At 37.0% G+C, this 26,599-nt stretch carries 30 protein-coding genes and 1 riboswitch; of the genes, 26 read left to right on the forward strand and 4 right to left on the reverse strand.

Annotation, left to right across the window (positions count from 1 at the left end; translation table 11 throughout):
- On the forward strand, positions 1-1,202 hold a 1,202-nt coding region (locus KI356_RS04680), incomplete at its 5' end, for an MFS transporter (RefSeq protein WP_307856555.1).
- Between the two features lie 83 nt (positions 1,203-1,285).
- Positions 1,286-1,453, forward strand: a complete 168-nt coding sequence (locus KI356_RS04685; protein WP_164881577.1) for a hypothetical protein — start codon at positions 1,286-1,288, stop codon at positions 1,451-1,453.
- A gap of 227 nt (positions 1,454-1,680) precedes the next feature.
- Here KI356_RS04685 and KI356_RS04690 read toward each other — a convergent pair whose 3' ends face one another.
- On the reverse strand, positions 1,681-2,439 hold the full coding sequence (locus tag KI356_RS04690; RefSeq protein WP_128281926.1) for a TrmB family transcriptional regulator: 759 nt from the start codon (positions 2,437-2,439) through the stop codon (positions 1,681-1,683).
- 208 nt (positions 2,440-2,647) lie between these two features.
- Here KI356_RS04690 and KI356_RS04695 point away from each other — a divergent pair, with 208 nt between their 5' ends.
- From KI356_RS04695 to KI356_RS04710, 4 genes are all read left to right on the forward strand, one after another.
- On the forward strand, positions 2,648-4,648 hold the full coding sequence (locus KI356_RS04695; protein ID WP_128281927.1) for a methyl-accepting chemotaxis protein: 2,001 nt from the start codon (positions 2,648-2,650) through the stop codon (positions 4,646-4,648).
- A 77-nt stretch (positions 4,649-4,725) separates the two neighbouring features.
- Positions 4,726-5,028 carry an MTH1187 family thiamine-binding protein gene (locus KI356_RS04700; RefSeq protein WP_001018862.1) on the forward strand — a complete coding sequence of 101 codons (303 nt, stop codon included), beginning with the start codon at positions 4,726-4,728 and terminating at the stop codon, positions 5,026-5,028.
- A gap of 48 nt (positions 5,029-5,076) precedes the next feature.
- Positions 5,077-5,322 (forward strand): YusU family protein, encoded by a 246-nt coding sequence (locus KI356_RS04705; RefSeq protein ID WP_001290592.1) that lies wholly within the window; start codon positions 5,077-5,079, stop codon positions 5,320-5,322.
- Positions 5,323-5,633: 311 nt separating this feature from the next.
- Positions 5,634-6,551, forward strand: coding sequence for a proline dehydrogenase family protein (locus KI356_RS04710; RefSeq protein WP_002124201.1), 918 nt, complete (start codon positions 5,634-5,636; stop codon positions 6,549-6,551).
- A gap of 22 nt (positions 6,552-6,573) precedes the next feature.
- Here the strand turns inward: KI356_RS04710 and KI356_RS04715 are convergent, their stop codons facing one another.
- Both KI356_RS04715 and KI356_RS04720 read right to left on the reverse strand, forming a co-directional pair.
- Complete coding sequence (locus KI356_RS04715; RefSeq protein WP_212934889.1) at positions 6,574-7,413, reverse strand: D-alanyl-D-alanine carboxypeptidase family protein; 840 nt, start codon at positions 7,411-7,413, stop codon at positions 6,574-6,576.
- 97 nt (positions 7,414-7,510) lie between these two features.
- Positions 7,511-7,657 (reverse strand): YuzL family protein, encoded by a 147-nt coding sequence (locus KI356_RS04720; protein ID WP_001096346.1) that lies wholly within the window; start codon positions 7,655-7,657, stop codon positions 7,511-7,513.
- A gap of 237 nt (positions 7,658-7,894) precedes the next feature.
- Between KI356_RS04720 and KI356_RS04725 the strand changes: the two genes are divergently transcribed.
- The 10 genes from KI356_RS04725 to KI356_RS04770 all read left to right on the forward strand — a co-directional run bounded on the left by KI356_RS04725 (position 7,895) and on the right by KI356_RS04770 (position 18,491).
- Entirely contained in the window at positions 7,895-10,276 is a 2,382-nt protein-coding gene (locus KI356_RS04725; RefSeq protein WP_212934890.1) for a 3-hydroxyacyl-CoA dehydrogenase/enoyl-CoA hydratase family protein, read from the forward strand.
- Positions 10,277-10,297: 21 nt separating this feature from the next.
- Entirely contained in the window at positions 10,298-11,470 is a 1,173-nt protein-coding gene (locus tag KI356_RS04730) for an acetyl-CoA C-acetyltransferase (protein ID WP_001206343.1), read from the forward strand.
- Between the two features lie 265 nt (positions 11,471-11,735).
- Positions 11,736-13,520 carry an acyl-CoA dehydrogenase FadE gene (locus KI356_RS04735; protein ID WP_212934891.1) on the forward strand — a complete coding sequence of 595 codons (1,785 nt, stop codon included), beginning with the start codon at positions 11,736-11,738 and terminating at the stop codon, positions 13,518-13,520.
- 139 nt (positions 13,521-13,659) lie between these two features.
- Positions 13,660-14,382, forward strand: a complete 723-nt coding sequence (locus KI356_RS04740) for an MBL fold metallo-hydrolase (protein WP_212934892.1) — start codon at positions 13,660-13,662, stop codon at positions 14,380-14,382.
- 3 nt (positions 14,383-14,385) lie between these two features.
- Positions 14,386-14,943: a TetR/AcrR family transcriptional regulator gene (locus KI356_RS04745; protein ID WP_212934893.1), complete on the forward strand. Its 558-nt coding sequence runs from the start codon at positions 14,386-14,388 to the stop codon at positions 14,941-14,943.
- A 97-nt stretch (positions 14,944-15,040) separates the two neighbouring features.
- Positions 15,041-15,601 (forward strand): permease, encoded by a 561-nt coding sequence (locus KI356_RS04750; protein ID WP_212934894.1) that lies wholly within the window; start codon positions 15,041-15,043, stop codon positions 15,599-15,601.
- 110 nt (positions 15,602-15,711) lie between these two features.
- Positions 15,712-15,897, forward strand: a complete 186-nt coding sequence (locus KI356_RS04755; RefSeq protein WP_001180550.1) for a hypothetical protein — start codon at positions 15,712-15,714, stop codon at positions 15,895-15,897.
- A 13-nt stretch (positions 15,898-15,910) separates the two neighbouring features.
- Entirely contained in the window at positions 15,911-16,159 is a 249-nt protein-coding gene (locus KI356_RS04760; RefSeq protein WP_002124213.1) for a spore coat protein, read from the forward strand.
- A gap of 345 nt (positions 16,160-16,504) precedes the next feature.
- Complete coding sequence (locus tag KI356_RS04765) at positions 16,505-17,455, forward strand: L-lactate dehydrogenase (protein WP_438820838.1); 951 nt, start codon at positions 16,505-16,507, stop codon at positions 17,453-17,455.
- Between the two features lie 22 nt (positions 17,456-17,477).
- Positions 17,478-18,491, forward strand: a complete 1,014-nt coding sequence (locus KI356_RS04770; protein WP_128281934.1) for a PTS sugar transporter subunit IIC — start codon at positions 17,478-17,480, stop codon at positions 18,489-18,491.
- Between the two features lie 66 nt (positions 18,492-18,557).
- Here KI356_RS04770 and KI356_RS04775 read toward each other — a convergent pair whose 3' ends face one another.
- The gene (locus KI356_RS04775; RefSeq protein WP_128281935.1) at positions 18,558-19,205 is read right to left on the reverse strand and encodes a phosphatase PAP2 family protein; all 648 of its coding nucleotides are present in this window, start codon (positions 19,203-19,205) and stop codon (positions 18,558-18,560) included.
- A gap of 145 nt (positions 19,206-19,350) precedes the next feature.
- Between KI356_RS04775 and KI356_RS04780 the strand changes: the two genes are divergently transcribed.
- From KI356_RS04780 to metQ (KI356_RS04825), 10 genes are all read left to right on the forward strand, one after another.
- Positions 19,351-19,881, forward strand: a complete 531-nt coding sequence (locus KI356_RS04780; protein ID WP_212934895.1) for a hypothetical protein — start codon at positions 19,351-19,353, stop codon at positions 19,879-19,881.
- 496 nt (positions 19,882-20,377) lie between these two features.
- Positions 20,378-20,743, forward strand: coding sequence for an arsenate reductase family protein (locus KI356_RS04785; protein ID WP_002124230.1), 366 nt, complete (start codon positions 20,378-20,380; stop codon positions 20,741-20,743).
- A 41-nt stretch (positions 20,744-20,784) separates the two neighbouring features.
- Positions 20,785-21,168: a glycine cleavage system protein GcvH gene (gcvH, locus tag KI356_RS04790; RefSeq protein ID WP_000026898.1), complete on the forward strand. Its 384-nt coding sequence runs from the start codon at positions 20,785-20,787 to the stop codon at positions 21,166-21,168.
- Between the two features lie 496 nt (positions 21,169-21,664).
- The gene (locus tag KI356_RS04795; RefSeq protein WP_000640865.1) at positions 21,665-22,009 is read left to right on the forward strand and encodes a toprim domain-containing protein; all 345 of its coding nucleotides are present in this window, start codon (positions 21,665-21,667) and stop codon (positions 22,007-22,009) included.
- Positions 22,010-22,012: 3 nt separating this feature from the next.
- Positions 22,013-22,321 (forward strand): thioredoxin family protein, encoded by a 309-nt coding sequence (locus KI356_RS04800; protein WP_205685973.1) that lies wholly within the window; start codon positions 22,013-22,015, stop codon positions 22,319-22,321.
- Between the two features lie 152 nt (positions 22,322-22,473).
- Positions 22,474-22,818 (forward strand): hypothetical protein, encoded by a 345-nt coding sequence (locus KI356_RS04805; RefSeq protein WP_128281938.1) that lies wholly within the window; start codon positions 22,474-22,476, stop codon positions 22,816-22,818.
- 125 nt (positions 22,819-22,943) lie between these two features.
- Positions 22,944-23,051, forward strand: a riboswitch (SAM riboswitch).
- Positions 23,052-23,229: 178 nt separating this feature from the next.
- On the forward strand, positions 23,230-24,255 hold the full coding sequence (locus KI356_RS04810; RefSeq protein WP_212934896.1) for a methionine ABC transporter ATP-binding protein: 1,026 nt from the start codon (positions 23,230-23,232) through the stop codon (positions 24,253-24,255).
- Positions 24,248-24,913, forward strand: a complete 666-nt coding sequence (locus KI356_RS04815; protein ID WP_128281940.1) for a methionine ABC transporter permease — start codon at positions 24,248-24,250, stop codon at positions 24,911-24,913. Before KI356_RS04810 ends, KI356_RS04815 begins: the two co-directional genes overlap by 8 nt.
- A gap of 20 nt (positions 24,914-24,933) precedes the next feature.
- Positions 24,934-25,746 carry a methionine ABC transporter substrate-binding lipoprotein MetQ gene (gene metQ, locus KI356_RS04820; RefSeq protein WP_071770925.1) on the forward strand — a complete coding sequence of 271 codons (813 nt, stop codon included), beginning with the start codon at positions 24,934-24,936 and terminating at the stop codon, positions 25,744-25,746.
- 71 nt (positions 25,747-25,817) lie between these two features.
- The coding region (metQ, locus tag KI356_RS04825; RefSeq protein ID WP_212934897.1) for a methionine ABC transporter substrate-binding lipoprotein MetQ at positions 25,818-26,599 on the forward strand (782 nt) is incomplete at its 3' end.

A 26,599-nucleotide genomic window follows, 5' to 3' on the forward strand; every position in this document is an offset into this window, starting at 1 on the left:
TAACCAAAAGAGAAAGTGTGGGGGAAGACTTGAATTTTCGTGTATATATTTTAGCTATTGCGGCTTTCGTAGTCGGAACGGTTGAGCTAATTATAGGAGGAACGCTTGATTTAGTTGCCAATGATTTAGGTGTGTCGATTAGTGCAGCGGGTCAGCTTATTACAATATTTTCAGTAGTATTTGCTCTATCAGGGCCAGTTTTATTAGCATTAACAGGAAAGTTTGAAAGAAAAAAATTATATGTTGTGGCATTATCAATTTTCTTAATTGGAAATATCGTTTCGGCATTTAGTGTGAATTACGGGATGTTAATGTTCTCGAGAGTAATTTGTGCAGCGAGTGGATCGCTTATTATTGCACTATCGGTAACACTTGCTTCTAGTGTAGTAGAGCCGCATTTTCGTGCGCGTGCGATTGGAATTATTTTTATGGGGATTAGTGGATCACTTGTACTTGGAGTACCGCTTGGTCTTGTGCTCGGAAATGCATACGGATGGCGTGCACCATTTGTACTTATTTCGATTTTAACAGTTATTGCAATTGCTTGTATTTCATTGTTCTTAACGAAAGTACCACCGACATCGGTGTTATCAATAAAAGAACAAATTGCTACGTTAAAAGATAAGAAAATTGTAAGTGCACAGTTAACATCATTTTTATTTTTAACAGGTCATTTAACGTTATACGCATATTTAACGCCGTTTTTAAAAGATGTAATGCATGTTGAAGCAAACTGGATTAGTGTGTTTTACTTCATTTTCGGAATCGCAGCGGTACTTGGAGGCGGCCTTGGGGGCTTGCTTGCGGATAAATGGGGATCGAAGAAAAGTATTATTTCCATTATTATCGTATTTGCATGTGCAATCTTCATGTTGCCATTAATGACATTCTCATTCCCGCTCTTCATTATTATGATGGGATTATGGAGTATGCTGAGCTGGGCGATTTCACCAGCACAGCAAAATTATTTAATTGAAATTGCACCGGAATCAGCTGGTATTCAGCAAGGTTTAAATAACTCTGCACTTCATTTAGGAATTGCACTTGGTTCAACAGTGGGCGGAGTTGTTATTGAAAAATCATCTGTTATATATAACGCTTGGGTAGGCGGCGTTTTTATTATATTGGCACTGCTTTGTGCGATTTTCTCAATTACGAGAGATCGTTCGAATCAGTTTGCGAAAGAAGAATCTATCGTTTGATAGGTTCTTCTTTTTTATTTGTAAAAAAATTGCAGGGGTTAGTAGGGAAATGGAGAAGGGAGTATATAGCGAGGTGATAGCATATGGATTATTCAATTATTGGTTTTATATTCACAGTACTTCCGTTATTTGTGATTGTTTTTGTTTTTAGATGGATTCGTTTCATCTATCAAAACTCTGAGAAACAAGTAGAGCAAAATGAGAAAATTATTGAGCTGTTGATGGAGATAAAGGAACAAAAAAAGCCTTAATATAGCCGCTTTATTTGAGTGTAAACTTTACAAAACGTACACATAAAGAATGACCGTTCTGTATTTACAAATCAAAACCATCGAAAAACAAACTACATAAAATTGAATTAGCGAAAGCATAAAAAAGAGCTGTACCAAAAGAGTATGTAAAACTCCGTTTGGTACAGCTTTTTTTGTATGGAAAATTATATTATCTATTCAAATTGTAGAATCAATTTTGGGAATTGTTAATACCTCAACTTCATTAATAGACTTCTAATTTCCTCATCTTCCATAAAGAGATCATGGTGTTTCTCTGTAATTTTTGCGAGAGCGACGTCATGATAGAAGAACTCCGTAAAGAACTTCACGAAAGGTTGTGACATTGTTTTCATCGCTTGCCATGATTCTTGCTCTACACCAGCAAATAAAATTTCACGATCGTCAACGATGAGTAGTAAGTAACGCTCTAATGCGTTAGGTTCTTCAGTTGGGATTAGAAAATGTATGTTTTCTAAGTCTGTTTCTACTTTACCAACTATGAGGGACTCGATCTGGACCCCTTGGTTTGCTTTTTGTTCTAGTAAAGGAAGATATTCTAAAAGGGTATCATTCCATGCGGAGATGCGTATGGATTCTTTCGCATCTTCTACAAGTTGCCTACTTTGTACTTTAATAGAAGATTGCATTTTCAAACTCCAAACACGGTCATCTGTGAATGATTTTTTAGAAATATTATTTTCAAGTTCTTTAATATTAGATTGGAATTCTGTTGTTAACTTTTCAATTGCTAGTTTGAGTGGTAACGCTGTATATAGCTTTTTCTTCTCTGAAACAGAATCCATTACCATTCCTTTATCAATGAGTCGTGCTAACACTTCATATATTTTTGCTTTTGGAACACCGGAATGTTTAACGATAGTTGTTGCATCTAATGGTTCATTGCTTGATACGACAACTTCGTAAGCTTGGCTTTCATATTGTGAGAAACCGAATTTTTGTAACATAGTTCCCTCCGAACGAATGAGATTATATGTTAAGGATAATGAACTATTTGTTTTTACACAAGTGTTGAGATAATAAGTAAGTTGATTGAAAGGAGAATAAATTTCAAGTTTTTAAACTATAAAGATTGAGCTTTCTAATTTATCTATTATACTTAATATATTGATTAATACAATCGAATTTCATCGAGAAGGGGATGCTTGAGGGAAGATGTTAAGAAGTTTACGTTTAAAAATTGCAGTAGTATTTTCAGTGCTTATTTCTATGATGTTTGTAATATTAGGTACAGCTGTGTATCAAGTGCAAAAAGAGAAAGAAACGCACTCCTTAGACCAGTATTCTCGAAATACGATGGATCTTGTGACAGAGCAGTTAACTGCATTTATGCAGCGAATTGAAGAAGATATGGGGCATTATGGAACTCATGATGATATTCAAAATATGCTACAAGATGGAGTTACTCCAGAAGAGGAGAGTTTTATTTTAAAGGAATTTTCAAGGTTTAAAAAGAATCATCCTGATATTTTAGATGTATACATTGGGACGAAAGATAAAAAAACGTTGAGTGCAAATCTTGCTGAAGGAGGCAAAGTACCGGAAGGATATGATCCAACAAGTCGTCCTTGGTATAAAGCGTCAGAAGCAGATACAAAATCGATTATTTGGGGACAACCACAATATGAAATCGCGACAGGTAAGTTAAGTATTGGAGTTTCAAAATCCATTGTCGGACAAGATGGTTCTGTGTTAGGTGTTGTTGCAATGGATGTATCACTAGGAACGATTCAAAAGCTACTCCATAATATTCAATATAATAATGGCGGAGAAATGTTTATTGTAAATGATAAAAATATTGCCATTGTATATCCAGAGAAAGTAGGAAAAGATGTTTCAAAAGAACCACTTGTAAAAAGTTTAAATAAAGATGAAACGAAATTTGCGGTGACGACATTGGATGGGAAAGATGTAGTAGCCTATAGTCAAGTGTTTGATAAGATGAAGTGGAAAATTGGGATTGTATATCCGAAAGAGTCAATTGATAACTTACTCGTAGAAACAAGAAATACAGTTATTATAATGGCATGTATAAGTTTATTAATTGGAATATTAGCTTCATATTTATTCTCAAGAAGATTAGCAAAACCGTTACAATTATTAACGAATCACGTTCAAAAAGTAGCGGAAGGTGATTTAACGTTGCAAATGAAAGTGACAAGTAAAGATGAGGTTGGTACGCTTACGACCCACTTTAATCATATGGTTGAGCAAATGAATGAAATGGTAAGTAAAATTAAAAATAGTGTATCGACAGTACAGCAATCGACTCACAATCTGCATTATTTAACGAATGAAACTGTAGCAGCTAGTAGAGAAGTTTCAGGTGCAATGGATGATGTGAGCGGAGGCGCGTCTACTCTTGCTAATAGTGTAGATGAGGTTTCAGAGCAACTTGAAAATATGGCGCAGTCAATGGAAGAAATGAATAGTTCCGTTGGTGAAATAAAGGGAGTGACTGGCAAGGCGGAAGAAGCATCTAAGCAAGGATTAAATACGATGCGGAATTTAGTTCGTACAAGAGAACAATCATCTTCTATCGTTGTTCATACGGAAGAAGCATCCGGTAAGTTAGAGCAAAGAGTTGGATCAATTCAAAATGTTGTAGAGCTTATAAAAGGTATTTCGGATCAAACGAATTTACTGGCTTTAAACGCTTCGATTGAAGCAGCACGTGCAGGTGAGCAAGGTAAGGGCTTTGCTGTTGTTGCGGAAGAGGTTCGCAAATTAGCGGAACAATCAAAAATGGCAACAGGAGAAATTGCAACGATGATTGGAGATGTACAATTAGAAGTAAAGCGAGTTGTAGAAGTTGTAAGTAAATTGAAAGATATTGCGGATATACAAAATAAAGTTACGACAGAGGCAGAGGCTGAATTCCGTACAATTATGTCAGTTGTAAATACTATTAGTACTTCAGTTGAAAAAATTGTAGAAGAGGTAAATAATATAGGTCACGAGCAAGGGGAAATTACAGAGGTAATGAACACGATTGCTGGTACAAGTCAAGAAAGTGCAGCTGTTTCTGAAGAGGTGAATGCAGCGACTGAGTCACAGGTTAATCATTTAGAAAAGGTAGCTCATACGATGGAAAATTTGACAGAGAATATGCGGGACTTAGAAAGATTGGTTGAGCAGTTTAAAGTAGAAGGATAACAAATTATTAAAATGATAAAGATTTTGGTAAAATAGACAATGGATATATAAGAAGCGATTATAGGAGGTAAGTTACTATGGCAATTGTTGATGTATCGATTATTCCAGTAGGAACAGGTAATCCGAGTGTTAGTGAATATGTAGCAGAAGTACAAAAGGTGCTAGAGAAAAATGCAGATCGCGTGAAGTATCAATTAACACCGATGAATACAGTTATCGAAGGAGATCTTCCTGTTATTTTAGAAGTCATTCAACAAATGCATGAAGTTCCATATACGAAGGGTGCACAGCGCGTTGCGACAACCATTCGTATCGATGATCGTCGTGATAAAGTAAGCACAATGGAGAAGAAATTAAACTCTGTTCGATCAAAATTATAAGAAAAAGCAGCGATCTTCGCTGCTTTTTTCATATTGGAGGTAAATAGGATGAGTGAAAAGTTTAACGAACAGTTTGACGGATTACTAGAGAAATATACGGAGCTATTACTGGGAGAGAGCAATGAAGAGCGAAAAGAACAGGTGCAGAAGTGGGCACTGTATTCTTACATAGCGAAGACGATGCCAGCTTTAGTGAAGCATTGGAATGAGACGTATCCCGATGCAAAAGAAGAGATGGTACAGTTAATTACGGATATTAAAAAGTTGAATGAAGAGAAGCGAAATGAGCAGTGAGAAAAATTGAGGTAAATGTTACCTCAATTTTTCTTTATTAATATCCTCATATAATTCATATGGAATATAAAGGGTTTTATAGGCATGTCGAATATTTTCGGCATGCTCATTTTTTCCCTAGTAAACTCCTTTTTTCTAAATGTCGAAAAATATTTTCTTCATATTTACAAGCGAGAATATAGGGTTTTAAATGTTTTGATAGTATTTTATAAATTATCTAAATAATTATTTGTATCAAATAATTTTAAACAGTGATATAATTTTGAAGAGGGGTAAAAAACAGATAAAGTATAGTCTTAGGGGTGAATTACATGGAACAATTAATGCGAAATTCGTTTCTTTTCTTGTCTAAAAATAAAGCGCTAACAAAACTGGCTAAAAAGTACGGTTTACGCTTTGGCGCGGGTCGCTTCGTCGCAGGGGAGACGATTGAATTAGCGACAGCTGCAATTAAAGCATTAAATAAGCAAGGTCTTTGTGTAACAATCGATTATTTAGGTGAATTCGTTGATAATGAAGCGGAAGCAAATGAAATGGCTACCCAATCGATTGAAGCGATCCGTGCAATTGGAAGAGAAGGTCTTGATTCACAACTTTCTTTAAAGATGACTTCTATGGGATTAGATATCTCTGACGAAATCGTAATGAACAATATGCGCCGTATTTTAGAAGCTGCAAAAGAAAATGGTGTGTTTGTTACAATTGATATGGAAGACTATACACGCTGCGGGAAAACAATTGATATCTTTAAACAATTAAAATCTGAATACGATAATATTGGTACTGTTATTCAAGCTTACCTATATCGTACAGAAAAGGATATGGAAGACTTAAACGCTTATAATCCTAATTTACGTCTTGTAAAAGGGGCTTATAAAGAACCTGAAGAGGTAGCGTTCCCGGATAAGAAAGATGTAGATGATAACTATAAAAAAATTATTAAAATGCACTTATTAAATGGAAATTATACTGCAATTGCTTCACATGACGAAGCGATTATTGAATATACGAAAAAACTTGCCGAAGAACACAACATTCCGAGGGATCAATTTGAATTCCAAATGTTATTTGGTATTCGTAATGAGCGTCAACTTGAGCTAGTAAAAGAAGGTTACAAAATGCGTGTTTACGTGCCTTATGGAAACGACTGGTATGGCTATTTTATGCGTCGTCTAGCAGAGCGTCCAGCAAACGTTGCGTTCGTATTAAAAGGTATGATCAAAAAATAACCAAGGAGACTATACTCCTTGGTTATTTTAATTGCTGAAATGCGTAATGTGCCATTTTCTTCGTATCAGGATATAGCTGCGTACGAGTAGAAGATAACACGACGTTAATGACGCGTTTACCGTCTTTTTCATCCACTGTTACGACCGTGTAATTTCCGAGTGCTGATAAACCGCTTTTACTTCCAATCGCATATGGATCGTCATATAGTTCTTCGCGTCCATAGTTTGCAATTTTTGGAGAGCGCTCTGAAGTATGTAGAGTAGTACGTGTTGAATTCATATAATCTAAAACAATTGGATACTTTAATGCTTCTTTCGTAATAATAGCAATGTCATAAGGTGATACTTTATTTCCAAGTGCATCAGCACCACTTGCGTTTTTGAAAGTCGCATGCTTTGTACCAAGTTCCTTCGCTCTCGCATTCATCATTTTCACAAATTCATTTTTTGATCCTGCGATATGTTCTGCAATTGATTCAGCAATTGGGTCTGCACTAATAATAAGCATAAGTTTTAATGCCTCATCACGCTTTAATTTTTCACCAGCACGAAGCTTAATTTTCGCACTTTGGCTTTCTGTTTTAATCGCGTTTTCTGTAATAGTAATTTCTTCATCTTCTTTTACATTCTCTAGTAAGAGAAGAGTTGTCATCATTTTAGCTATACTAGCCGGATAAGCGCGTTCATCTTCCCGTTTTCCATACAAAATTTTCCCTGTGTCTGCATCGATTGTAATCCCGTATTGCCCAGTAATGTTAGGCTGATCCGCTCTTACAACTTGTTGCCTTTGCGCATAAGAGAAGAAAATCATCCCCGTAAATAGTGTGGCAATCATTACAATCATAATTATTGTTCGTTTCATCGTCGTTCCCTCTTTTGTTTTCCATATGTACAAATAAATTGGGCAGAAAAAGTAGCCATTAATCATTATGCCACGTTCTCTGCCCAAAAATATAGCGTTATTTTTCGCCCATATTATGCTTTTTATACTGTTGGTTATTACCTTGACGCCCTTTTTCAACACCTTGATTATGCGGACCTGCATTTCCAGTTACGCTTGCTGCGCTAATTCCAGCTTTTGAAGGGTTCTTCTTAAGTTTTGCCATATTTATTCCTCCAGTTTCGTCAGATTATAAAAAGGGAAAGTGCATTTTAATGAAGAAAATACACATGTATAGCATAGCCAAATGAAAGAAATATATTTATTTCAGAAAATTTTATCAATAAATATATTGCGAAAATTCAAACTGTATCATATATTTATTAGTAGAGGCTCACTCATTGATTGCGACTTATGTCGAAAAATTGAATGAGCATTCATTCAAGAATAGGGGGAGAAATGGATGTTCCAAATTAAAAAGGCTGCTGTTCTAGGTTCAGGCGTAATGGGTTCAGGGATTGCGGCACACTTAGCTAATATTGGTATTCCGACATTATTGCTTGATATTGTACCACCGGCGCTTACGAAAGAAGAAGAAGCGAAGGGACTTACATTAGAACATAAAAGTGTGAGAAATCGTTTTAGTAACACGGCTTTGCAAAAACTAGTAAAGCAAAAACCAGCTCCTCTGACAGTGAAAGGTAATCTAGCGCTGATTGAAGCAGGTAACTTTGAAGATGATCTTGAGCGTCTTGCTGATGTAGATTGGATTATTGAAGTAGTAGTTGAAAACTTAGATATAAAGAAGAAACTATTTGAAAAAGTAGATGCTGTTCGTAAACCAGGCTCAATTGTGAGCTCAAATACATCAGGAATTTCCGTTGAAAAAATGGCAGAAGGTCGTTCAGACGACTTCCAGAAACACTTCTTAGGCACACACTTTTTTAACCCACCACGATATTTAAAACTTCTAGAGGTAATACCGACGAAAGAAACTGATCCACAAGTATTAAGCTTCATGAAACTATTTGGCGAAGACGTTCTTGGGAAAGGCGTTGTTATCGCAAAAGATACACCAAACTTTATTGGAAACCGCATTGGTACGTACGGCTTGCTTGTAACGCTTCAAGAAATGATTAAGCGTGGCTATAGCATTGGGGAAGTTGATTCTGTAACAGGCCCACTTATTGGTCGTCCAAAGAGCGCGACGTTCCGCACATTAGATGTTGTCGGTTTAGATACATTCGTACACGTTGCAAATAACGTATATGAAAATGTACAAGAAGAAGAGCGTGATGTATTTAAAGTACCTGCTTTCATGCATGACATGCTTGATAAAAAATGGCTTGGAAGTAAAACAGGTCAAGGCTTCTTCTTAAAACAAGGAAAAGAAATTTTAGAATTAAATCCAGAAACGATGGAATATGGAGCGCGTAAAAAATTAAAAGCTGCATCTATCGAATTAAGTAAACAAGAAAAAGGTTTATCGAATAAATTGAAAGCGCTTGTATACGCGAAAGACCGCGCAGGAGAGTTGTTATGGAACATCATTACACCAACTCTTTTATACTCTGCAAAACTTCATAAAGAAATTGCTGACGATATCGTTGCAATTGACCAAGCGATGAAGTGGGGCTTCGGCTGGGAGCAAGGACCATTTGAAGTTTGGGATGCAATCGGCGTTGAAAAATCTGTTCAAAAGATGGAAGAAAACGGCGCAGTTGTTCCTACTTGGGTGAAAGAAATGTTAGAGAAAGGTTTCACTACTTTCTATAAACATGATAATGGCGATAGCTACTATTACGATAATGGTGAATATAAGCTAATCGAACGTAACAAAAAAGCAATTTCTCTTAAGCAATTAAAAGCGAAAAATGGCGTATTAAAGAAAAATAGCGGAGCAAGCTTAATTGATTTAGGTGACGGTATTCTTTGCTTAGAATTCCATTCGAAGAGCAATGCAATCGGTATGGATATTACGCAAATGATTAATTACGCTGTTGATGAAGTAGAGAAAAATTATAAAGGTCTTGTTATTGGTAACCAATCGAAGAACTTCTGCGTTGGTGCGAATCTTGCAATGATCTTAATGGAAGCACAAGACGACAACTACTTTGAAATTGAGTGGGTTGTGAAAAACTTCCAAGATGCAATGACGAAAATTAAGTACTCTTCTAAGCCAGTTGTAGCAGCACCATATGGTATGACGCTTGGCGGAGGTACAGAAGTTTGCTTACCAGCTGCTAGCATTCAAGCTTCTAGCGAAACGTATATGGGCTTAGTAGAAGTTGGTGTTGGCTTAATCCCTGGCGGAGGCGGTAATAAAGAGCTATACATTAAACACTTAAATAAAATGCCAAACGGTGTAGAATTTGATCTGCAAAAAGTTGCGAATAAAGTATTCGAATCTGTAGCGATGGCGAAAGTTTCTACATCAGCGCAAGAAGCTGTCTCTAACAACTTCTTAGGCGATAAAGACGGTATTAGTGTGAATGGTGACCACTTACTATATGATGCGAAACAAAAAGCACTTACTTTATATGAAGCAGGTTATAAAGCACCGATTCGTAAAAAGATACCAGTTGTCGGTGAAACAGGGTATGCAACGCTTGTACTTGGTGCAGAAGCAATGCATTTATCTGGTTACATTTCTGAACATGATCTTCACATTGCGAAGAAACTTGCATATGTCATTGCGGGCGGAAAAGTACCGTACGGAACAGAAGTTGACGAGCAATATTTATTAGATGTAGAACGTGAAGCATTTATTAGCTTAGTAAGTGAGATGAAATCACAAGCAAGAATGCAGCACATGCTTGTAAAAGGAAAGCCATTACGTAACTAATAACGAGGGGAGATATCGTTCATGAGAGAAGCTGTCATTGTTGCGGGAGCAAGAACACCAATTGGAAAAGCAAAGAGGGGTTCATTAAAAACAGTTCGTCCTGACGATCTAGGGGCGTTAGTAGTAAAAGAAACGTTAAAGCGTGCGAATTATGAAGGACCAATCGATGATTTAATTTTCGGTTGTGCGATGCCAGAAGCAGAACAAGGTTTAAACATGGCTCGTAATATCGGCGGGCTAGCAGGACTTTCTTACGATGTTCCAGCTATTACGATTAACCGTTACTGTTCTTCTGGTTTACAAAGTATTGCTTACGGAGCAGAGCGCATTATGCTTGGACACTCTGAAGCTGTACTATCAGGCGGAGCGGAATCAATGAGCTTAGTTCCAATGATGGGACACGTTGTTCGTCCGAATAGTCGCTTAGTAGAAGCGGCTCCAGAATATTATATGGGCATGGGACATACAGCAGAGCAAGTTGCTGTGAAATATGGAATTTCTCGTGAAGAGCAAGATGCATTTGCAGTAAGAAGTCATCAACGTGCTGCGAAAGCATTAGCGGCAGGGAACTTTGCTGATGAAACAGTATCTGTAGATGTGACGTTACGTACTGTTGGATCAAACAACAAACTGCAAGAAGAAACAATCATTTTCGCACAAGACGAAGGTGTAAGAGCAGAGACGACGCTAGACATTTTAGGTAAATTACGTCCAGCATTTAACGTTCGCGGTTCTGTAACGGCTGGTAACTCTTCACAAATGAGTGACGGTGCAGCATCTGTACTATTAATGGATCGTGAAAAAGCAGTGAGCGATGGCATGAAGCCACTTGCGAAATTCCGTTCATTTGCAGTAGCTGGCGTACCACCAGAAGTAATGGGAATCGGCCCAATCGCTGCAATTCCAAAAGCGTTAAAATTAGCTGGTTTAGAGCTATCTGATATTGGTCTATTCGAGTTAAATGAAGCATTCGCTTCTCAATCTATCCAAGTTATTCGTGAGCTTGGTTTAGATGAAGAAAAAGTAAACGTAAACGGCGGTGCAATCGCACTTGGGCATCCACTTGGCTGTACAGGAGCAAAACTAACACTATCCCTTATTCACGAAATGAAACGCCGCAACCAACAATTCGGTATCGTAACAATGTGTATCGGCGGCGGAATGGGAGCAGCGGGAGTATTTGAATTACTATAAAAAAAGTGTAAGCGGCTCGCTCAGAATGTGAGGGGGATGGAGCTTCAGACGTAGAGGCGCTCTTTGCCTCGCAGGAAGAAGCGAAGCCACCGAACATTCTAGCCGCTGGAACTGGATTATAAAAAAAGTGTAAGCGGCTCGCTCAGAACGAGACGACGCTAATGCAAAGAATGGAAGCAACAAAGGTTTATAAAAAATAAACGGGAGAGCCAGCTATCTCAAAATGAGAGAAGAGGCTCATGAAAATATGAAGGAGGAAATTTTCATGGAAAAAACAGTAGGAAGTGCGGTTAAAGGCGGTAGCTTTTTAGTTGATGAGATTACGATTGATCAAGTGTTTACGCCAGAAGATTTTTCATCTGAGCATAAAATGATTGCAAAAACGACAGAGGAATTTATCGTAAATGAAGTTCTTCCAGAGCTTGAATATTTAGAGCAACACGAGTTTGATCGTTCTGTTCGTCTTTTAAAAGAAGCTGGTGAACTTGGTTTACTAGGCGCTGACGTACCAGAAGAGTACGGCGGAATTGGCCTTGATAAAGTAAGTTCAGCGTTAATCGCAGAGAAATTCTCTCGTGCTGGTGGCTTTGCAATTACTCACGGTGCTCACGTAGGTATCGGATCGTTACCGATCGTATTATTCGGTAACGAAGAGCAAAAGAAAAAATATTTACCATTACTTGCGACTGGTGAAAAATTAGCTGCATACGCATTAACAGAGCCAGGTTCAGGATCTGACGCATTAGGTGCGAAAACAACTGCACGTTTAAATGCAGAAGGTACACATTACGTATTAAACGGTGAAAAACAATGGATTACAAACTCTGCATTCGCTGACGTATTTGTTGTATACGCAAAAATAGATGGTGAGCACTTCTCAGCATTTATCGTAGAGAAAGAATACGCTGGTGTATCTACAGGCCCTGAAGAGAAGAAAATGGGTATTAAATGTTCATCAACTCGTACGTTAATTTTAGAAGATGCATTAGTACCGAAAGAAAATCTACTTGGTGAAATCGGTAAAGGTCATATTATCGCATTCAACATTTTAAATATCGGTCGTTATAAATTAGGTGTTGGTACAGTTGGATCTGCGAAACGTGCGGTAGAAATTTCAGCACAATATGCAAACCAACGTCAACAGTTCAAACAACCAATCGCTCGCTTCCCATTAATTCAGGAAAAACTTGCGAATATGGCAGCGAAAACATATGCAGCTGAAAGCTCTGTATATCGTACAGTAGGTTTATTCGAAAGCCGCATGAGCACATTATCTGAAGAAGAAGTGAAAGACGGTAAAGCAGTAGCAGCTTCTATCGCTGAATATGCAATCGAGTGCTCTTTAAATAAAGTATTCGGTTCTGAAGTACTAGACTATACAGTAGATGAAGGCGTTCAAATTCACGGTGGTTACGGATTTATGGCAGAGTACGAGATTGAAAGAATGTACCGCGATTCTCGTATTAACCGTATTTTCGAAGGGACGAACGAAATTAACCGCCTAATCGTACCAGGTACGTTCTTACGTAAAGCGATGAAAGGTGAATTACCTCTTCTTCAAAAAGCACAAAAATTACAAGAAGAGTTAATGATGATGATGCCAGAAGAAGTAGGCGATGAGCCATTAGCACTTCAAAAGTATTTAGTAACTAATGCTAAGAAAATCGGCTTAATGGTAGCTGGATTAGCGGCTCAAAAATACGGTAAAGCATTAGATAAAGAGCAAGAAATTCTTGTGAATATCGCTGACATCGTAAGTAACCTATACGCAATGGAATCAGCTGTTCTTCGTACAGAAAAAGCAATTAAAACAACTGGTCTTGAAAAGAATAAACAAAAAGTGCTATACACTGAAGTATTCTGCCAAGAAGCATTCAACGAAATCGAAGCAGATGCGAAAGAAACACTTATCGCAGTTGAAAACGGCGACATGCTGCGCATGATGTTATCATCATTACGTAAATTAACTCGCCACACACCACTTAACGTAATTCCGAAGAAACGTGAAATTGCTGCGAAAATTTTAGAAGACGAGCGTTATACAGTTTAATACCTTTAAAGAACAGTAGTCGTTTATACGACTACTGTTCTTTTTTTTGAAAAAAGGAAATTTTTAGTGACATAAAACTAATGCCATTAGTATAATAAAACTAATAGCATTAGTTTTATTCGGAAAGGGAGATGGAAATATGAGAATGATACATGAAAAAACGGTATATCAATTGTCATTTTTACCAAGAGTGTTTCCTGTGAATTGTTACTTTGTGGAGGAAGAAGATGGTTTAACTTTAATTGATGCGGCTCTGCCATATAGCGCAAAAGGTATTTTACAGGCGGCTAAGAAAATAGGGAAACCAATTACTAAGATTGTATTAACACATGCGCATGATGATCACATCGGTGCACTAGACGAATTAAAGGAAGTACTTCCTGATGTCCCAGTCTATATTTCTAAGCGGGACGCAAAGCTGTTAGAGGGAGATACGTCGTTACAAAAGGATGAACCAAATATACCAATAAAAGGCGGTGTACCTAAAAAGGTAAAAACGATACCTGATGTTTTATTGGAAGATGGCGACCGTATTGGATCGCTTCTTGCGATTATGACACCGGGACATACGCCAGGATCCATGTCGTTTCTTGATGTACGAAATAAAGCTCTTATTGTCGGGGATGCCTTCCAAACAAGAGGAGGTATGGCTGTTTCGGGACAAATGAAATTTTGGTTTCCGTTTCCTGCGATGGCAACGTGGAGTAAAGAAGTAGCATTACAAAGTGCAGAGAAGCTAAGAGGATATGAGCCTTCTTTGCTTGCGACAGGACATGGAAAAATGATAAAAGATCCAGGCGCTGCTATAGAGCTTGCTATTAAGGAAGCTAAGCGAAATGTAGAAAGCATGAAAGAGGGTTAATTTATGTCACCGAGAATCGGACTTACATTACAGAAAATTGTAGACACAGCGGCAGAAATCGCAGATACAAATGGGATACAAGAAGTAACATTATCGTCATTAGCACAAAGGTTGGGGATACGTTCGCCCTCTCTATATAATCATGTGAAAGGGTTACAAGATGTCCGGAAAAACCTTGGTATTTACGGAATAAAACAGCTGCATAACAGACTGGAAGAGGCGGCCTCGGGTAAAAGCGTGGATGAAGCAATTTATACATTAGGAGAAGCGTACGTAGCGTTTGTCCGAAAACATCCTGGATTGTATGAAGCAACTTTTTTACGAGATGAAGAAGTAAGAAAAGCAGGGGACGGAATTGTAGAGCTTTGTCTTCGGATTTTACAACAATACGGCTTAGAAGGAGAGAATGCACTTCATGCGACACGCGGATTCAGAAGTATTTGTCATGGATTTGCGTCGATTGAACAGCAGGGGGGATTTGGTTTGCCGCTGGATTTAGATACAAGTTTACATGTATTACTGGAAACGTTTATTAAAGGATTACATGTAATGAGAGAATAAAGAAGAAGCGAGAAAACATGAATTTTTTGCTGTTCATGCTTTTTTACAGTAAGTTACGGTTTGCTGGAGGTACAATTAAAAAAGGATGTGAAGTGAAATGTTTGCAGGACATTTTGGCTTAGCTGCAGTAGTGAAAGCAAAGTCACCCAAAATACCACTTTGGGCTCTCATGTTAAGTACACAACTATTGGATGTCATCTTTGTACCGCTTTATGTTTTAGGAGTAGAGAGAATTGAGCCTATTAATAGTAATGGTTATGGTGAAGCGGTGATTCATGCGGATTATTCACACTCTTTAATAGGAGCGCTGTGTATTGCCTTTTTTGCAGGAGTAGTGGGTATGAGGTTTTGGGGTAGGCGGGCTGGCTTTGTTATGGGAGCTGTAGTTTTTAGTCATTGGATTCTTGATTTACTTGTGCATCGTGCTGATTTGCCGTTACTTCCAGGAAATTTCGGAGACTTACCTATGCTTGGTTTTGGGTTGTGGCGATTTCCGGCTATTAGTATTACATTGGAATGTATTCTTATTGCGGTAGGTGGTATATTATACTTCCGATTTGTTGTTTCAAGTGTAGATCAACAAAATATAGCAAGAGTAGCCGGCGGAGGGGTAATTGTATTATTGATTCTTTCATTAATTATAGATATTGCGGCTTGAATATGAATAAGAGGAAACCTTAGAAACGATTCTAAGGTTTTTTAGTGCATATAATCCCAAAAGAACAGAATACTAAATCTTGAATGAACAAAGAAAGGTAGGAGTATTCTATGCAAAATTTAACAGAGCTTGAAGTAGAAAACTTACGTCATTTAATTGGTGGACACGCAACGATTATTAACAAATTGGACCAGTATGCACAGGCATGTACAGATCCACAACTAAAACAAATGCTACAAAAGGATGCGCAAGATGCACGAAATACGAAACAACAATTAATGACTTTCCTAGGATAGGAGGAAGCAAAAGATGAATGAAAAAGATATGGTAAATGATTATTTAGCGGGATTAAATGCAAGTTTAACAAGTTATGCAAATTATATTTCTCAGTCTGATAATGAACAATTACATCAAACATTAATTCAAATTCGTAATCAAGATGAAGCGCGTCAACGTAATATGTATGAATACGCAAAGCAAAAAAGTTATTATAAACCAGCAGCGCCTGCGAATCCGATGATTGTAGAGCAATTGAAAAGTCAATTAAGTGCGGAATAATAGGATGAAAAAAACGAGCGAATGAAGTCGCTCGTTTTTTTTGTTTTGTCCCGCTATTTGCCTGGCTGCCCGTAAAAGCCCGATTGGTGAGGGCTAATAATCAGTGGGAGATGAACAAAACTCCCACTGATTAAAGTTTCACTTTGTACATGTCAATAAATACATAAGAAATATTTTTCCAGTTGTAACAAATATGACGAAAATTAAATATAACAATTCACAGAAAGGACAAAAGTTTGTTCAATTTTTCACAAAGTATCCATGGTTTCTATTGTGGAAATCTCTATAATTAGGAGTGTAAAGAGCAAAAGAAATAGATTACATAATCAACTAGGAGAGATTGCTATGAATAGAAACACAAGAAAAATTGCAATTATCGGTACTGGATTAGTGGGATCAAGCTGCGCGTATTCTATTGTAAACCAAGGAATTTGCGAAGAGCTATTGTTAATTGATATAAATCATGAACGTGCAGTTGGAGAAGCGATGGATTTATCGCATTGCATTAACTTTACAAATACAAGAACAAAAGTGTATGCAGGAAACTATGAAGACTGCAAGGATATGGATATTGTCATTATTACAGCAGGGCCAGCACCGAAGCCTGGACAAAGTCGTTTAGATACTTTAGGAGCAAGTGCAAAAATTATGGAAAGCATTGTTAGCGGCGTAATGGAAAGTGGATTTGACGGTATTTTCTTAATCGCATCGAACCCCGTTGACATTATTACATATCAAGTTTGGAAATTATCTGGTTTACCAAGAAATCGTGTACTTGGTACTGGTACATCACTAGATTCTTCTCGCTTAAGAACGATTTTATCTGAGATGTTAGAGGTAGATCCTCGTAGTATTCATGGATATTCATTAGGAGAACATGGTGATTCTCAAATGGTTGCTTGGTCTCACGTAACGGTTGGTGGAAAGCCCATTCTACAAATTTTAGAGGAACAAAAAGAACGTTTAGGTGAAATAGATTTAGATGAAATTGTTGAGAAGACTGCAAAAGCTGGATGGGAAATTTATAAGCGTAAAGGAACTACTTATTATGGAATTGGAAATTCTCTGGCATATATCGCTCGCTCAATTTTCAATGATGATCACCGTGTTATCGCTGTTTCATCCATTTTAGATGGTGAGTATGGCGAATACGATATTTGTACAGGAGTACCAGCAATTATTACTAGAGACGGTGTAAGAGAAGTTGTAGAACTAAACTTATCAGAAGATGAAGAAAGCCGCTTTGCAAAATCAAACGATGTTTTACGCGATTATATGAAAACAATTGGTGACTAAATTATAGGAGAAGGTGAAACAAATGAAGGAATATATAATGTCTCGTGTGTTTAAAGCTTCTGCAGGAATCGCACAGGGTATTTTCGTATCCCTTGGAATTGGTTTATTGATCGAAAATATAGGAAGAATTGTTGATATCCCATTACTTATTACAATCGGAGTTGTTGCAAAATCACTTATGGCACCAGCAATTGGAGCCGGAATTGCTTTTATGCTCGGTGCAAACGGACTCGTAATTTTCTCAGCGATGGTAGCCGGAGCAATTGGAGCTGGTTCAATTTCAATTACTGAAGCTGGTCTCATCATTAAAACAGGTGAACCAATCGGTGCATTATTAACAGCGACTTTAGCAGTTTATATTGGTAAACGATTAAGTGGAAAAACTGCTTTAGATATGATGCTCGTTCCATTTGCAGCAATACTCGGTTCTGGTTTAGTCGGTATTTGGTTAGCTCAAAATATTAGCCCAGTTTTAAATACAGTTGGAGCATTCATTAAAGATAGTTCAGCTGGTAGCCCATTTATCGCTTCTGTCGTGATTGCTGTAGTTTGGGGACTGTTACTTATCTCCCCAGCTTCATCAGCTGCGTTAGCGATAGCGCTTAGCTTAGATGGTGTTGCAGGAGGTGCAGCACTTGCAGGATGTGTTGCTCAGTTTATCGGATTCTCTGTCATCTCAGCGAAAGAAAATAATTTAGGCGGCATATTAGCTCAGGCCCTTTGTACTCCGAAAGTACAGTTGCCGAACATTACTAAAAATCCAATGATTCTCGTCCCAACTGTCGTCGCCAGCGCTATAGTCGGCCCAGTATCAGCATTAATTTTCCACCTGGAAGCAGGGAAAGAAATTGCAGGTCTTGGATTAAGTTCTCTTATCGCACCAATTAATTTAATTTCCAGCCAAGGATGGGAAGTTGTCCCAGCGATGATAATCACTTATGTCATCATTCCAGTAGCTGTTTCTTATATACTTTACATTGCTCTAAAAAAATCAGGTCGTATTCATTCTGGTGATATGACTGTACCGCAATCTTAATTTGAAAATCTCCTTAATAATAGATAAAAGCAGACTGAAGAAGCCACAGTCTGCTTTTTTGTTACGTTACATTTTATGGTTTTGTTTTACTGGAACTTTTATTGGTTCTTTTGCTAACAATAGCTGAACACCGAAGTATAATATGCTTGCAAGCGTCATTCCAGAAATGGCATCTACAAATGCGTGTTGCTTCGTAAATAGCGTTGATAAAATGATAAGTGTACCGAAGAAAGTAAGAATGTAGTATTCAAAAGCATGTTGTTCTCTACGTTTAAAGGCAGCTAACATAATCACAAATGTAGTAAGGACGTGAATGCTAGGAAAACAGTTTACTGGTTGATCGATACTATAAATATAGCGGACTAGTTCGGAAAATACGTCTGTTCCAACGACGGTTGGACGAGGTACAGTTGTTTGCCAAAAATAATAAACAGAAAAGCAAGCAAGCTTACCAAGAACTACACTGCTTAAAGTAACGTAATATTGCTTTCGATCAGCAAAACAATAATAAATAAGTGCGCCGTATAAGTATGGGAACCAAAGTAAATAAGGAATAATAAATGCTTTTACAAATGGAATCCAATCATCTACTACTGTTGTGACGTTCACTGCGTGGACAGTCGATTTATTTAATACATCGTAAAGGGGACTTACGAGTACGAGTAGAAATATATAACTTAACGGAAGAAAAGATGAAAGTTTAAATTTCTTCATGACAATCTCCTATGTTTTTTAGTAATGTAAGTAAATTCAATTGATTATAATATAGAAACACGAATGGAGCTATCGATTTTACTTACATTTTCTTGAATTCACCTTACGTTTTTGTCACTTGACTAAAAGAAGGGGAGGGTGCTAAATGAAGCGTTTATCGTATTTCTTAGTTTTTATATTGTTATGCCTAGTGAGTACTGGGTGTGCAAAGGATAATGAGGGAGAGACATTAGAATATAACGGGAGAGCACTCGTCATTGGAGTTGTTGGTGAAAAGCCGAAAGATACATTTAGAAATATAAAGTTTGAAAAAGTGAAGTTAGAAGAGATGCAGGAGAAATCAGCAAAAGTTGATGGTTTTTTAATAATGAGGGAGCACTTTCAAGAAGCTTCAAAAGAGCCGTATAAAGATTTATTTTCAACTCTAAAGAAACCAGTATTTTTTATCGGTTTACAAGATAAATCATATTCGATTTTTATCACAAAAAATATAGAGTATAAAAGCGCACCCAAAGATATAAATGCTATGTATACGCAAGGTTTTGCGAATATTGGGAGTGGTGAAGGGCAACAATGGGGAGTTGGTTTATCAAATGGCGGAAATACAGAAGAAAGTATTCATAATATGTATATCGTAGTATTTCAAACAATTGCAGATTATTTGAATAGATCATGAGAAGCCTTTATAATAAAAGGCTTTTATTTTTTTAAATAAACGTTTGTTTAAGGCATATGTTCGGTAGGGAAAATCGATGTTTTCGTAGAGAAACGCAGACAAATAGGGAATTAAATAAACGTTTGTTTAAGGTGTATGTTCGGTAGGAAAGAATCGATGCAGCTCAAGGACTACCGTAGAAAACTAGGAAATTAATCAAACGTTTGTTTAAGAAGTATGTTCGGTAGAAAAGAATTGATGCAGCTCAAAGGTTCACATAGAAAAATAGAAAATTAATCAAACGTTTGTTTTAAGATATATGTTTGATGCAGTTGAAAAGATTCTAAAAAAATTTATATATTTATTTTCCCTTGAAAATGGCGGAAAAATAAGAAAAATTAGCAGGATTATTAAAAATTATCACGAAATAAGTTAAAGTTTAGCGAATAATCGTTTGAAATAATAAAACGTTTTCTATATGATAAAGGTAAAGGTTAGTAAAAAAGTAGGTGAATTTATGACAGTAACATTTTATTCATATCCAAAGTGTGGCACATGTCAAAAAGCAAAGAAATGGTTTGAGGCAAACGATGTAGCATATGAGATGATTCATATTGTTGAAAATCCACCGTCAAAAGAAGATGTACGTAATTTACACGAGAAAAGTGAATTGCCATTAAAAAAATTCTTTAATACAAGTGGAATGCGTTACCGCGAACTTGGTTTAAAAGATAAGTTAAAGGATGCAAGCGAAGACGAAATGTACGAACTTTTAGCATCTGATGGCATGTTGATTAAACGTCCAATCGTAACAGATGGAACGAGTGTAACACTTGGTTTTAACGAAGAGCAGTTTGAAAGTGTGTGGAAAAAGTACCAATAAGGTATTTTTACATAATTAATACATTCACTGGAGGTACAGTCATGAGCATTCCAAATAATTTACGTTACTCTGAAGAACACGAATGGGTAAAAACAGAAGGTAATGAAGTTGTTATCGGTATTACTCACTTTGCACAAGGTGAGCTAGGCGATATCGTATTCGTTGAACTTCCTGAAGTAGGTGCAACAATCCAAGCTGACGAGCCATTCGGAAGCGTAGAATCTGTTAAAACAGTTTCTGAATTATACGCACCTGTAAGTGGTAAAGTTGTAGCAGTAAACGAAGAATTAAGTGACCAACCAGAACTAGTTAACGAATCTCCATACGAGGGTGCATGGATGGTTAAAGTTGAACTTTCTGATGCAAGCCAAGTTGAGAAGTTATTAACTGCAGAAAAATATGCAGAAATGACAAACCAAGACTAATTATAGTCGACTGAAGGACAGCCTTTGTGCTGTCCTTTTTTATGTTGTGTTACATAATGAATTTGAGAGCACATATATATTAATTATCATATAGGAGAAGGTTTTTGAAAAACTTTTTTCGCCGAAGTTTCATGCTGATTGAGCCGGTTCCGCTTTTTATTGTCCAGCCCCAGCGGCTAGATTGTTCGGTGGCTTCGCTTCTTCCTACGAGGCAAAAAGCGCCTCTATGTTAGAAGCTCCATCCCCCTCACAATCTGAGCGAGCCGCTTACGCTTTTCTTTATTGTCCAGCTCCACCTCCTAGCTCTTCATGTCTAAGAACCTTCCGTACGAGAAGACAAAAAGCGTCTTCTGTGCGAAAGAACCTTAGCCAACAGGGCTAAACAGTTGCTTCCGCTTTTCTTTTGCAAAAATAAACAGGAAACAACATGAAAATAACGAATATACTATATACTAAGTTAAAGGTTGTATAGTATATGGTGATCGGGTGATGACATATGATTTATGTGGAAAAAGTCATTATTGTAGAAGGTAAATCGGACAGAAGAAAGATTGAATCTATTATTCGTGAACCAGTGGAAATTGTTTGTACAAATGGTACAATTGGTTTGTCGAAAATGGATGAGCTCATTGATCAGTTTTTTGATAAGGATGTATATGTGCTAGTGGATGCTGATGATGCAGGGGAAAAGTTAAGGAAACAATTTCGAAAAGAATTTCCGCAAGCAGAGCATATTTATATTGATCGCTCGTATCGCGAGGTGGCGACTGCGCCTTCTTCACATTTAGCAAATGTATTATGGGGAGCTGACATTGACGTTTATACAGAATATTTACGGTAAGGAATGATAGAAGTGATTGATTGGACAGGTGCCGAGGCTGCAGACCTAATAGAAAATGAAGAAAAAACAGTGCTATATGTATATACACCAATGTGTGGAACATGCCAATTAGCAAAGAAGATGTTAACGGTCGTCGAGATGACGATTGAAGATTTGAAAATTGGAATGTTAGATTTAAATTATGCCCCGCATTTAGCGAAAGAGTATGGGATAGAAAGTGTACCGTGTTTACTTATTTTTGAAAATGGGACACTGATGAAGAAAATATATGCATTTCATTCGGTTGAATATTTATATACGGAATTAAAGTAGGCGGCAAAGTTTTTGCCGCCTCGACATATTTCTTGGGAAATATGTCGACATGCGTGATAGATACAGTATTTGTCGAGCGAAAATAACAGGATTGCTCTTTAATAAGAGGGAATGGTATGTAATAGAAAGTGATATGAGGGATGTGATTTAGGATGAAATTATATTCTTTGCTTCAATCATTTGTAAATTACGCTAATAGTCAATATCATTTAGAACCGCTTTTAAGGCAAGGAGAAAGAACTGTTAATTTTCGTTTTGGAGATGAATGCTGTTCGTTACAAATTTCAAGGGATTATATTGAACTTTTGAAAGAGGAAAGAGGAACAGAACAAATCGTTTGTTTATGGGAAGAGGATGTAGAACGTTTGGTGAATGGAAATGTAAGGTTGCAGACGTTAATGAGCGATGGGCGTGTGCAATATTCGGGAACGTATCGAACGATGTTGTTAATTGAATCAATGTTTCATATATGTAGGCCGATGTCAGTAGGTGCTTAAAAGTCTGAAGTTTCTTTTTTTACGAAAATTTCTGTTGACATGGTGTTTGGTTATTGATACAATTCAATTCATAAAATATAGACAATTTAATAAATTTTAAATCAGACGAAAATTTAATCTGATTTCTCTTATCAAGAGAGGTGGAGGGACTGTGCCCTGTGAAGCCCGGCAACCGTCAACTTATGTTGAAATGGTGCCAATTCCTGCAAAGCAAATGCTTTGAGAGATGAGAGAGAGGGATAATGTTGTTATATACGCATATAAACCTTTCTGCTTCTCTAAAGCGGAAAGGTTTTTTTGTTGTTTGAATGTGGAGGACATTCAAATAATAAAAGTAGTGATAACGGTGGACTACACGCATCAAAAATAAAAAATTGTGGAGTATGTCCAAACAAAAAAGGGGTGAACATCATGATCTTATTAGAAAATGTAAAGAAAATATATAAATCAAAAAGCGGTGATGTCACTGCTGTAGATAACGCCAACTTACAAATAGAAAAAGGCGAAATATTTGGTGTTATCGGATATAGTGGCGCTGGGAAAAGTTCTTTAATTAGGTTGTTTAATCAGTTAGAGAAACCAACTTCTGGCCAAATTACAATTGCAAATCGTGTGATTTCAGCGATTACTGGAAATGAACTTCGTAAGGCAAGGCAAGAAATTGGAATGATTTTTCAGCACTTCAACTTACTTTGGTCACGAACTGTACGCGAAAATATCGCATTTCCACTTGAGATTGCAGGTGTTGATAAGGAGAAGAGAAGAAAACGTGTTGATGAGTTAATTCATCTTGTTGGATTAGAAGGAAGAGGAGACGCATATCCATCTCAGTTAAGTGGTGGACAAAAGCAACGTGTTGGGATTGCAAGAGCGTTAGCTAACAATCCGCAAGTACTTTTATGTGATGAAGCAACGTCAGCTCTTGATCCAGAAACGACGGATCAAATTTTAGATTTATTATTAGATATTAATAAGCGTCTAGGCTTAACAATTGTATTAATTACACATGAGATGCACGTGATTCGGAAGATTTGTAATCGTGTTGCGGTAATGGAGCAAGGAAAGATTGTAGAAAGTGGTCCTGTACTTGATGTATTCCGTAATCCTCAGCAAGACATTACAAAACGATTTGTACAACAGTTAACGGATTCTGAAGATACAAATGAAACGATTGAAAGCTTAATTGAAAAATATCCAGATGGAAAAGTAATTCGCTTGCAGTTTATCGGTGAGGCTGTAGAAAGGCCGGTTCTTCAAAGGTTAATGCAACGCAGTGATATAGAAGTTAGCATTTTGCAAGGAAATATAGCACAAACGAATAACGGTTCTTACGGTAGTTTAGTCGTTCATTTAAATGGTGAGGAAACTGCGATCCAGCAAGCAATAGAAGGGATTCATCAAGATCAAGTAGAGCTGGAGGTGATTGCACATGGATAAGTTACTCACAAATGTTGATTGGAATCAAATGTTAGAAGCGACTGGTGAAACGTTATATATGACGGCAATTGCAGCTCTTGCCACATTTGTTTTAGGACTAATTTTAGGATTGTTACTCTTTATGACAGCGAAAGATAATTTATGGGAAAACAAAGCAGTTAATACGGTGATTGGAGCGTTCGTAAACATTTTCCGTTCGATACCGTTCATCATTTTAATTATTTTATTAATCCCATTCACAAAGATTATTCTTGGAACAATTCTAGGAGCGAGTGCAGCGCTGCCAGCTTTAATTATTGGAGCGGCACCATTTTACGCGAGAATGGTTGAAATCGCACTTCGTGAAATTGATAAAGGTGTAATTGAAGCTTCAAAAGCAATGGGAGCAAAAACAAGCACAATTATTTTGAAAGTGTTAATTCCAGAAGCGTTACCAGCGTTAGTATCTGGTATTACGGTTACGACAATTGCTTTAGTAGGCTATACAGCAATGGCGGGAGTTGTTGGTGCTGGTGGCCTTGGAACACTTGCTTATTTAGAAGGGTTCCAGCGAGGAAATAACGATGTAACAATCGTTGCGACAATTTGTGTATTACTAGTTGTATTTTTCATTCAGTGGATTGGTGATAGTGTAACGACTCGAATAGATAAAAGATAATGAAAATGGGGGTATTTAAAATGAAAAAATTATTACTTACGGCACTTATTTCAACTTCAATTTTTGGGTTAGCTGCTTGTGGTGGGAAAGATAAAGATGAAAAGAAACTTGTTGTTGGTGCTTCTAACGTACCGCACGCTGTTATTTTAGAAAAGGCAAAACCTTTACTTGAGAAAAAAGGAATTGAGTTAGAAATTAAAAAATTCCAAGACTACGTGTTACCGAATAAAGCGTTAGCGGATAAAGAAATCGATGCAAACTACTTCCAGCACATTCCGTATTTAGAAAAAGAAATTAAAGATAAAAAATATGATTTTGAAATAGCGGGAAAAATTCACTTAGAACCGATTGGTGTATACTCTCAAAAATATAAGAGCTTAAAAGAGCTTCCAGATGGGGCAACAATTATTATGAGTAATTCTGTTGCTGACCATGGACGTGGTTTAGCAATTTTACAAAAAGAAGGCATTTTAAAAATTAAAGACGGAGTAGATCCAGTTAAAGCGACTCCGAAAGATATTGCAGATAATCCGAAAAATCTAAAATTTAAAACGGATATCGAGCCTGGTTTATTGCCACAAGTTTATAACAATAAAGAAGGCGATGCGGTTTTAATTAACTCGAACTATGCGATTGATGCGAAATTAAACCCAGAAAAAGATGCGATTGCAATTGAAGGAAATGATTCTCCATACGCAAACGTAGTAGCTGTTCGTAAAGGTGATAAAGATAAAAAAGAGATTAAAGCTCTTGTAGAAGTGTTGCATTCTAAAGAAATTGAAGACTTTATTAATAAAGAATATAAAGGGGCAGTTGTTCCTGTAAAAGAATAATTGCTGAAAAGGGCTGGTGTATGCCGGCCCTTTTTATAACTACATAACTATAGGGGAGAAGGGGACATCATATGAAAAAAATTATACTGTCAGTTGTTACAGCACTGTCTGTATTTACATTAGCTGCCTGCGGGGGGAAAGAGGAGAATAAGCTTGTTGTTGGAGCTTCTAACGTACCGCACGCTGTTATTTTAGAGAAAGCACAGCCGATATTAGAGAAAAAAGGTATTAAACTAGAGATTAAAAAATTCCAGGACTACGTGTTACCGAATAAAGCATTAGCAGACAAAGAAATTGATGCGAACTACTTCCAGCACATTCCATATTTAGATAAAGAAATTCAAGAAAAAGGATATAAAATTGTAAACGCAGGAAAAATTCATTTAGAGCCAATGGGCATTTATTCTAAGAAATATAAAAGCTTAAAAGATCTTCCAGATGGAGGAACGGTTATTATGAGTAATAACGTAGCTGAGCGTGGCCGTATGTTAGCACTATTGCAAAAAGGCGGCGTTATTAAACTAAAAGACGGTGTAGATGTTGTTAAAGCAACAGTAAAAGATGTTGTAGAAAATCCGAAAAACTTAAAATTTAAAACAGATGTTGAACCTGGGCTTTCACCGAAGTTATATGAAAATAATGAAGGAGATGCTTTATTCATTAATTCAAACTATGCAATTGATGCGAAATTAAATCCAACAAAGGATGCAATTGCGATTGAAGGATCAGACTCTCCGTACGCAAATATTATTGCAGTTCGTAAAGGTGACGAGAAGAAAAAAGAAATTCAAGAGTTAGTAGAAGTGCTACATTCAAAAGAAATTCAAGATTTTATTAATAAAGAATATAAAGG

The organism is Bacillus hominis, from assembly GCF_018332515.1.
GTDB classification, from domain to species: Bacteria; Bacillota; Bacilli; order Bacillales; family Bacillaceae_G; genus Bacillus_A; species Bacillus_A hominis.

Bases quoted from the DNA above. Each gene is read 5' to 3' on its own strand.
- gcvH (WP_000026898.1), top strand. From the start codon at position 20,785: ATGAGCATTCCAAATAATTTACGTTACTCTGAAGAACACGAATGGGTA.
- KI356_RS04740 (WP_212934892.1), top strand. From the start codon at position 13,660: ATGAGAATGATACATGAAAAAACGGTATATCAATTGTCATTTTTACCA.
- KI356_RS04800 (WP_205685973.1), top strand. From the start codon at position 22,013: ATGATAGAAGTGATTGATTGGACAGGTGCCGAGGCTGCAGACCTAATA.
- KI356_RS04780 (WP_212934895.1), top strand. From the start codon at position 19,351: ATGAAGCGTTTATCGTATTTCTTAGTTTTTATATTGTTATGCCTAGTG.
- KI356_RS04700 (WP_001018862.1), top strand. From the start codon at position 4,726: ATGGCAATTGTTGATGTATCGATTATTCCAGTAGGAACAGGTAATCCG.
- KI356_RS04765 (WP_438820838.1), top strand. From the start codon at position 16,505: ATGAATAGAAACACAAGAAAAATTGCAATTATCGGTACTGGATTAGTG.
- KI356_RS04720 (WP_001096346.1), bottom strand. From the start codon at position 7,657: ATGGCAAAACTTAAGAAGAACCCTTCAAAAGCTGGAATTAGCGCAGCA.
- KI356_RS04775 (WP_128281935.1), bottom strand. From the start codon at position 19,205: ATGAAGAAATTTAAACTTTCATCTTTTCTTCCGTTAAGTTATATATTT.
- KI356_RS04695 (WP_128281927.1), top strand. From the start codon at position 2,648: ATGTTAAGAAGTTTACGTTTAAAAATTGCAGTAGTATTTTCAGTGCTT.
- KI356_RS04785 (WP_002124230.1), top strand. From the start codon at position 20,378: ATGACAGTAACATTTTATTCATATCCAAAGTGTGGCACATGTCAAAAA.
- KI356_RS04690 (WP_128281926.1), bottom strand. From the start codon at position 2,439: ATGTTACAAAAATTCGGTTTCTCACAATATGAAAGCCAAGCTTACGAA.
- KI356_RS04760 (WP_002124213.1), top strand. From the start codon at position 15,911: ATGAATGAAAAAGATATGGTAAATGATTATTTAGCGGGATTAAATGCA.
- KI356_RS04725 (WP_212934890.1), top strand. From the start codon at position 7,895: ATGTTCCAAATTAAAAAGGCTGCTGTTCTAGGTTCAGGCGTAATGGGT.
- metQ (WP_071770925.1), top strand. From the start codon at position 24,934: ATGAAAAAATTATTACTTACGGCACTTATTTCAACTTCAATTTTTGGG.
- KI356_RS04750 (WP_212934894.1), top strand. From the start codon at position 15,041: ATGTTTGCAGGACATTTTGGCTTAGCTGCAGTAGTGAAAGCAAAGTCA.
- KI356_RS04735 (WP_212934891.1), top strand. From the start codon at position 11,736: ATGGAAAAAACAGTAGGAAGTGCGGTTAAAGGCGGTAGCTTTTTAGTT.
- KI356_RS04710 (WP_002124201.1), top strand. From the start codon at position 5,634: ATGGAACAATTAATGCGAAATTCGTTTCTTTTCTTGTCTAAAAATAAA.
- KI356_RS04715 (WP_212934889.1), bottom strand. From the start codon at position 7,413: ATGAAACGAACAATAATTATGATTGTAATGATTGCCACACTATTTACG.
- KI356_RS04745 (WP_212934893.1), top strand. From the start codon at position 14,386: ATGTCACCGAGAATCGGACTTACATTACAGAAAATTGTAGACACAGCG.
- KI356_RS04770 (WP_128281934.1), top strand. From the start codon at position 17,478: ATGAAGGAATATATAATGTCTCGTGTGTTTAAAGCTTCTGCAGGAATC.
- KI356_RS04815 (WP_128281940.1), top strand. From the start codon at position 24,248: ATGGATAAGTTACTCACAAATGTTGATTGGAATCAAATGTTAGAAGCG.
- KI356_RS04705 (WP_001290592.1), top strand. From the start codon at position 5,077: ATGAGTGAAAAGTTTAACGAACAGTTTGACGGATTACTAGAGAAATAT.
- KI356_RS04805 (WP_128281938.1), top strand. From the start codon at position 22,474: ATGAAATTATATTCTTTGCTTCAATCATTTGTAAATTACGCTAATAGT.
- KI356_RS04810 (WP_212934896.1), top strand. From the start codon at position 23,230: ATGATCTTATTAGAAAATGTAAAGAAAATATATAAATCAAAAAGCGGT.
- KI356_RS04685 (WP_164881577.1), top strand. From the start codon at position 1,286: ATGGATTATTCAATTATTGGTTTTATATTCACAGTACTTCCGTTATTT.
- KI356_RS04755 (WP_001180550.1), top strand. From the start codon at position 15,712: ATGCAAAATTTAACAGAGCTTGAAGTAGAAAACTTACGTCATTTAATT.
- KI356_RS04795 (WP_000640865.1), top strand. From the start codon at position 21,665: ATGATTTATGTGGAAAAAGTCATTATTGTAGAAGGTAAATCGGACAGA.
- KI356_RS04730 (WP_001206343.1), top strand. From the start codon at position 10,298: ATGAGAGAAGCTGTCATTGTTGCGGGAGCAAGAACACCAATTGGAAAA.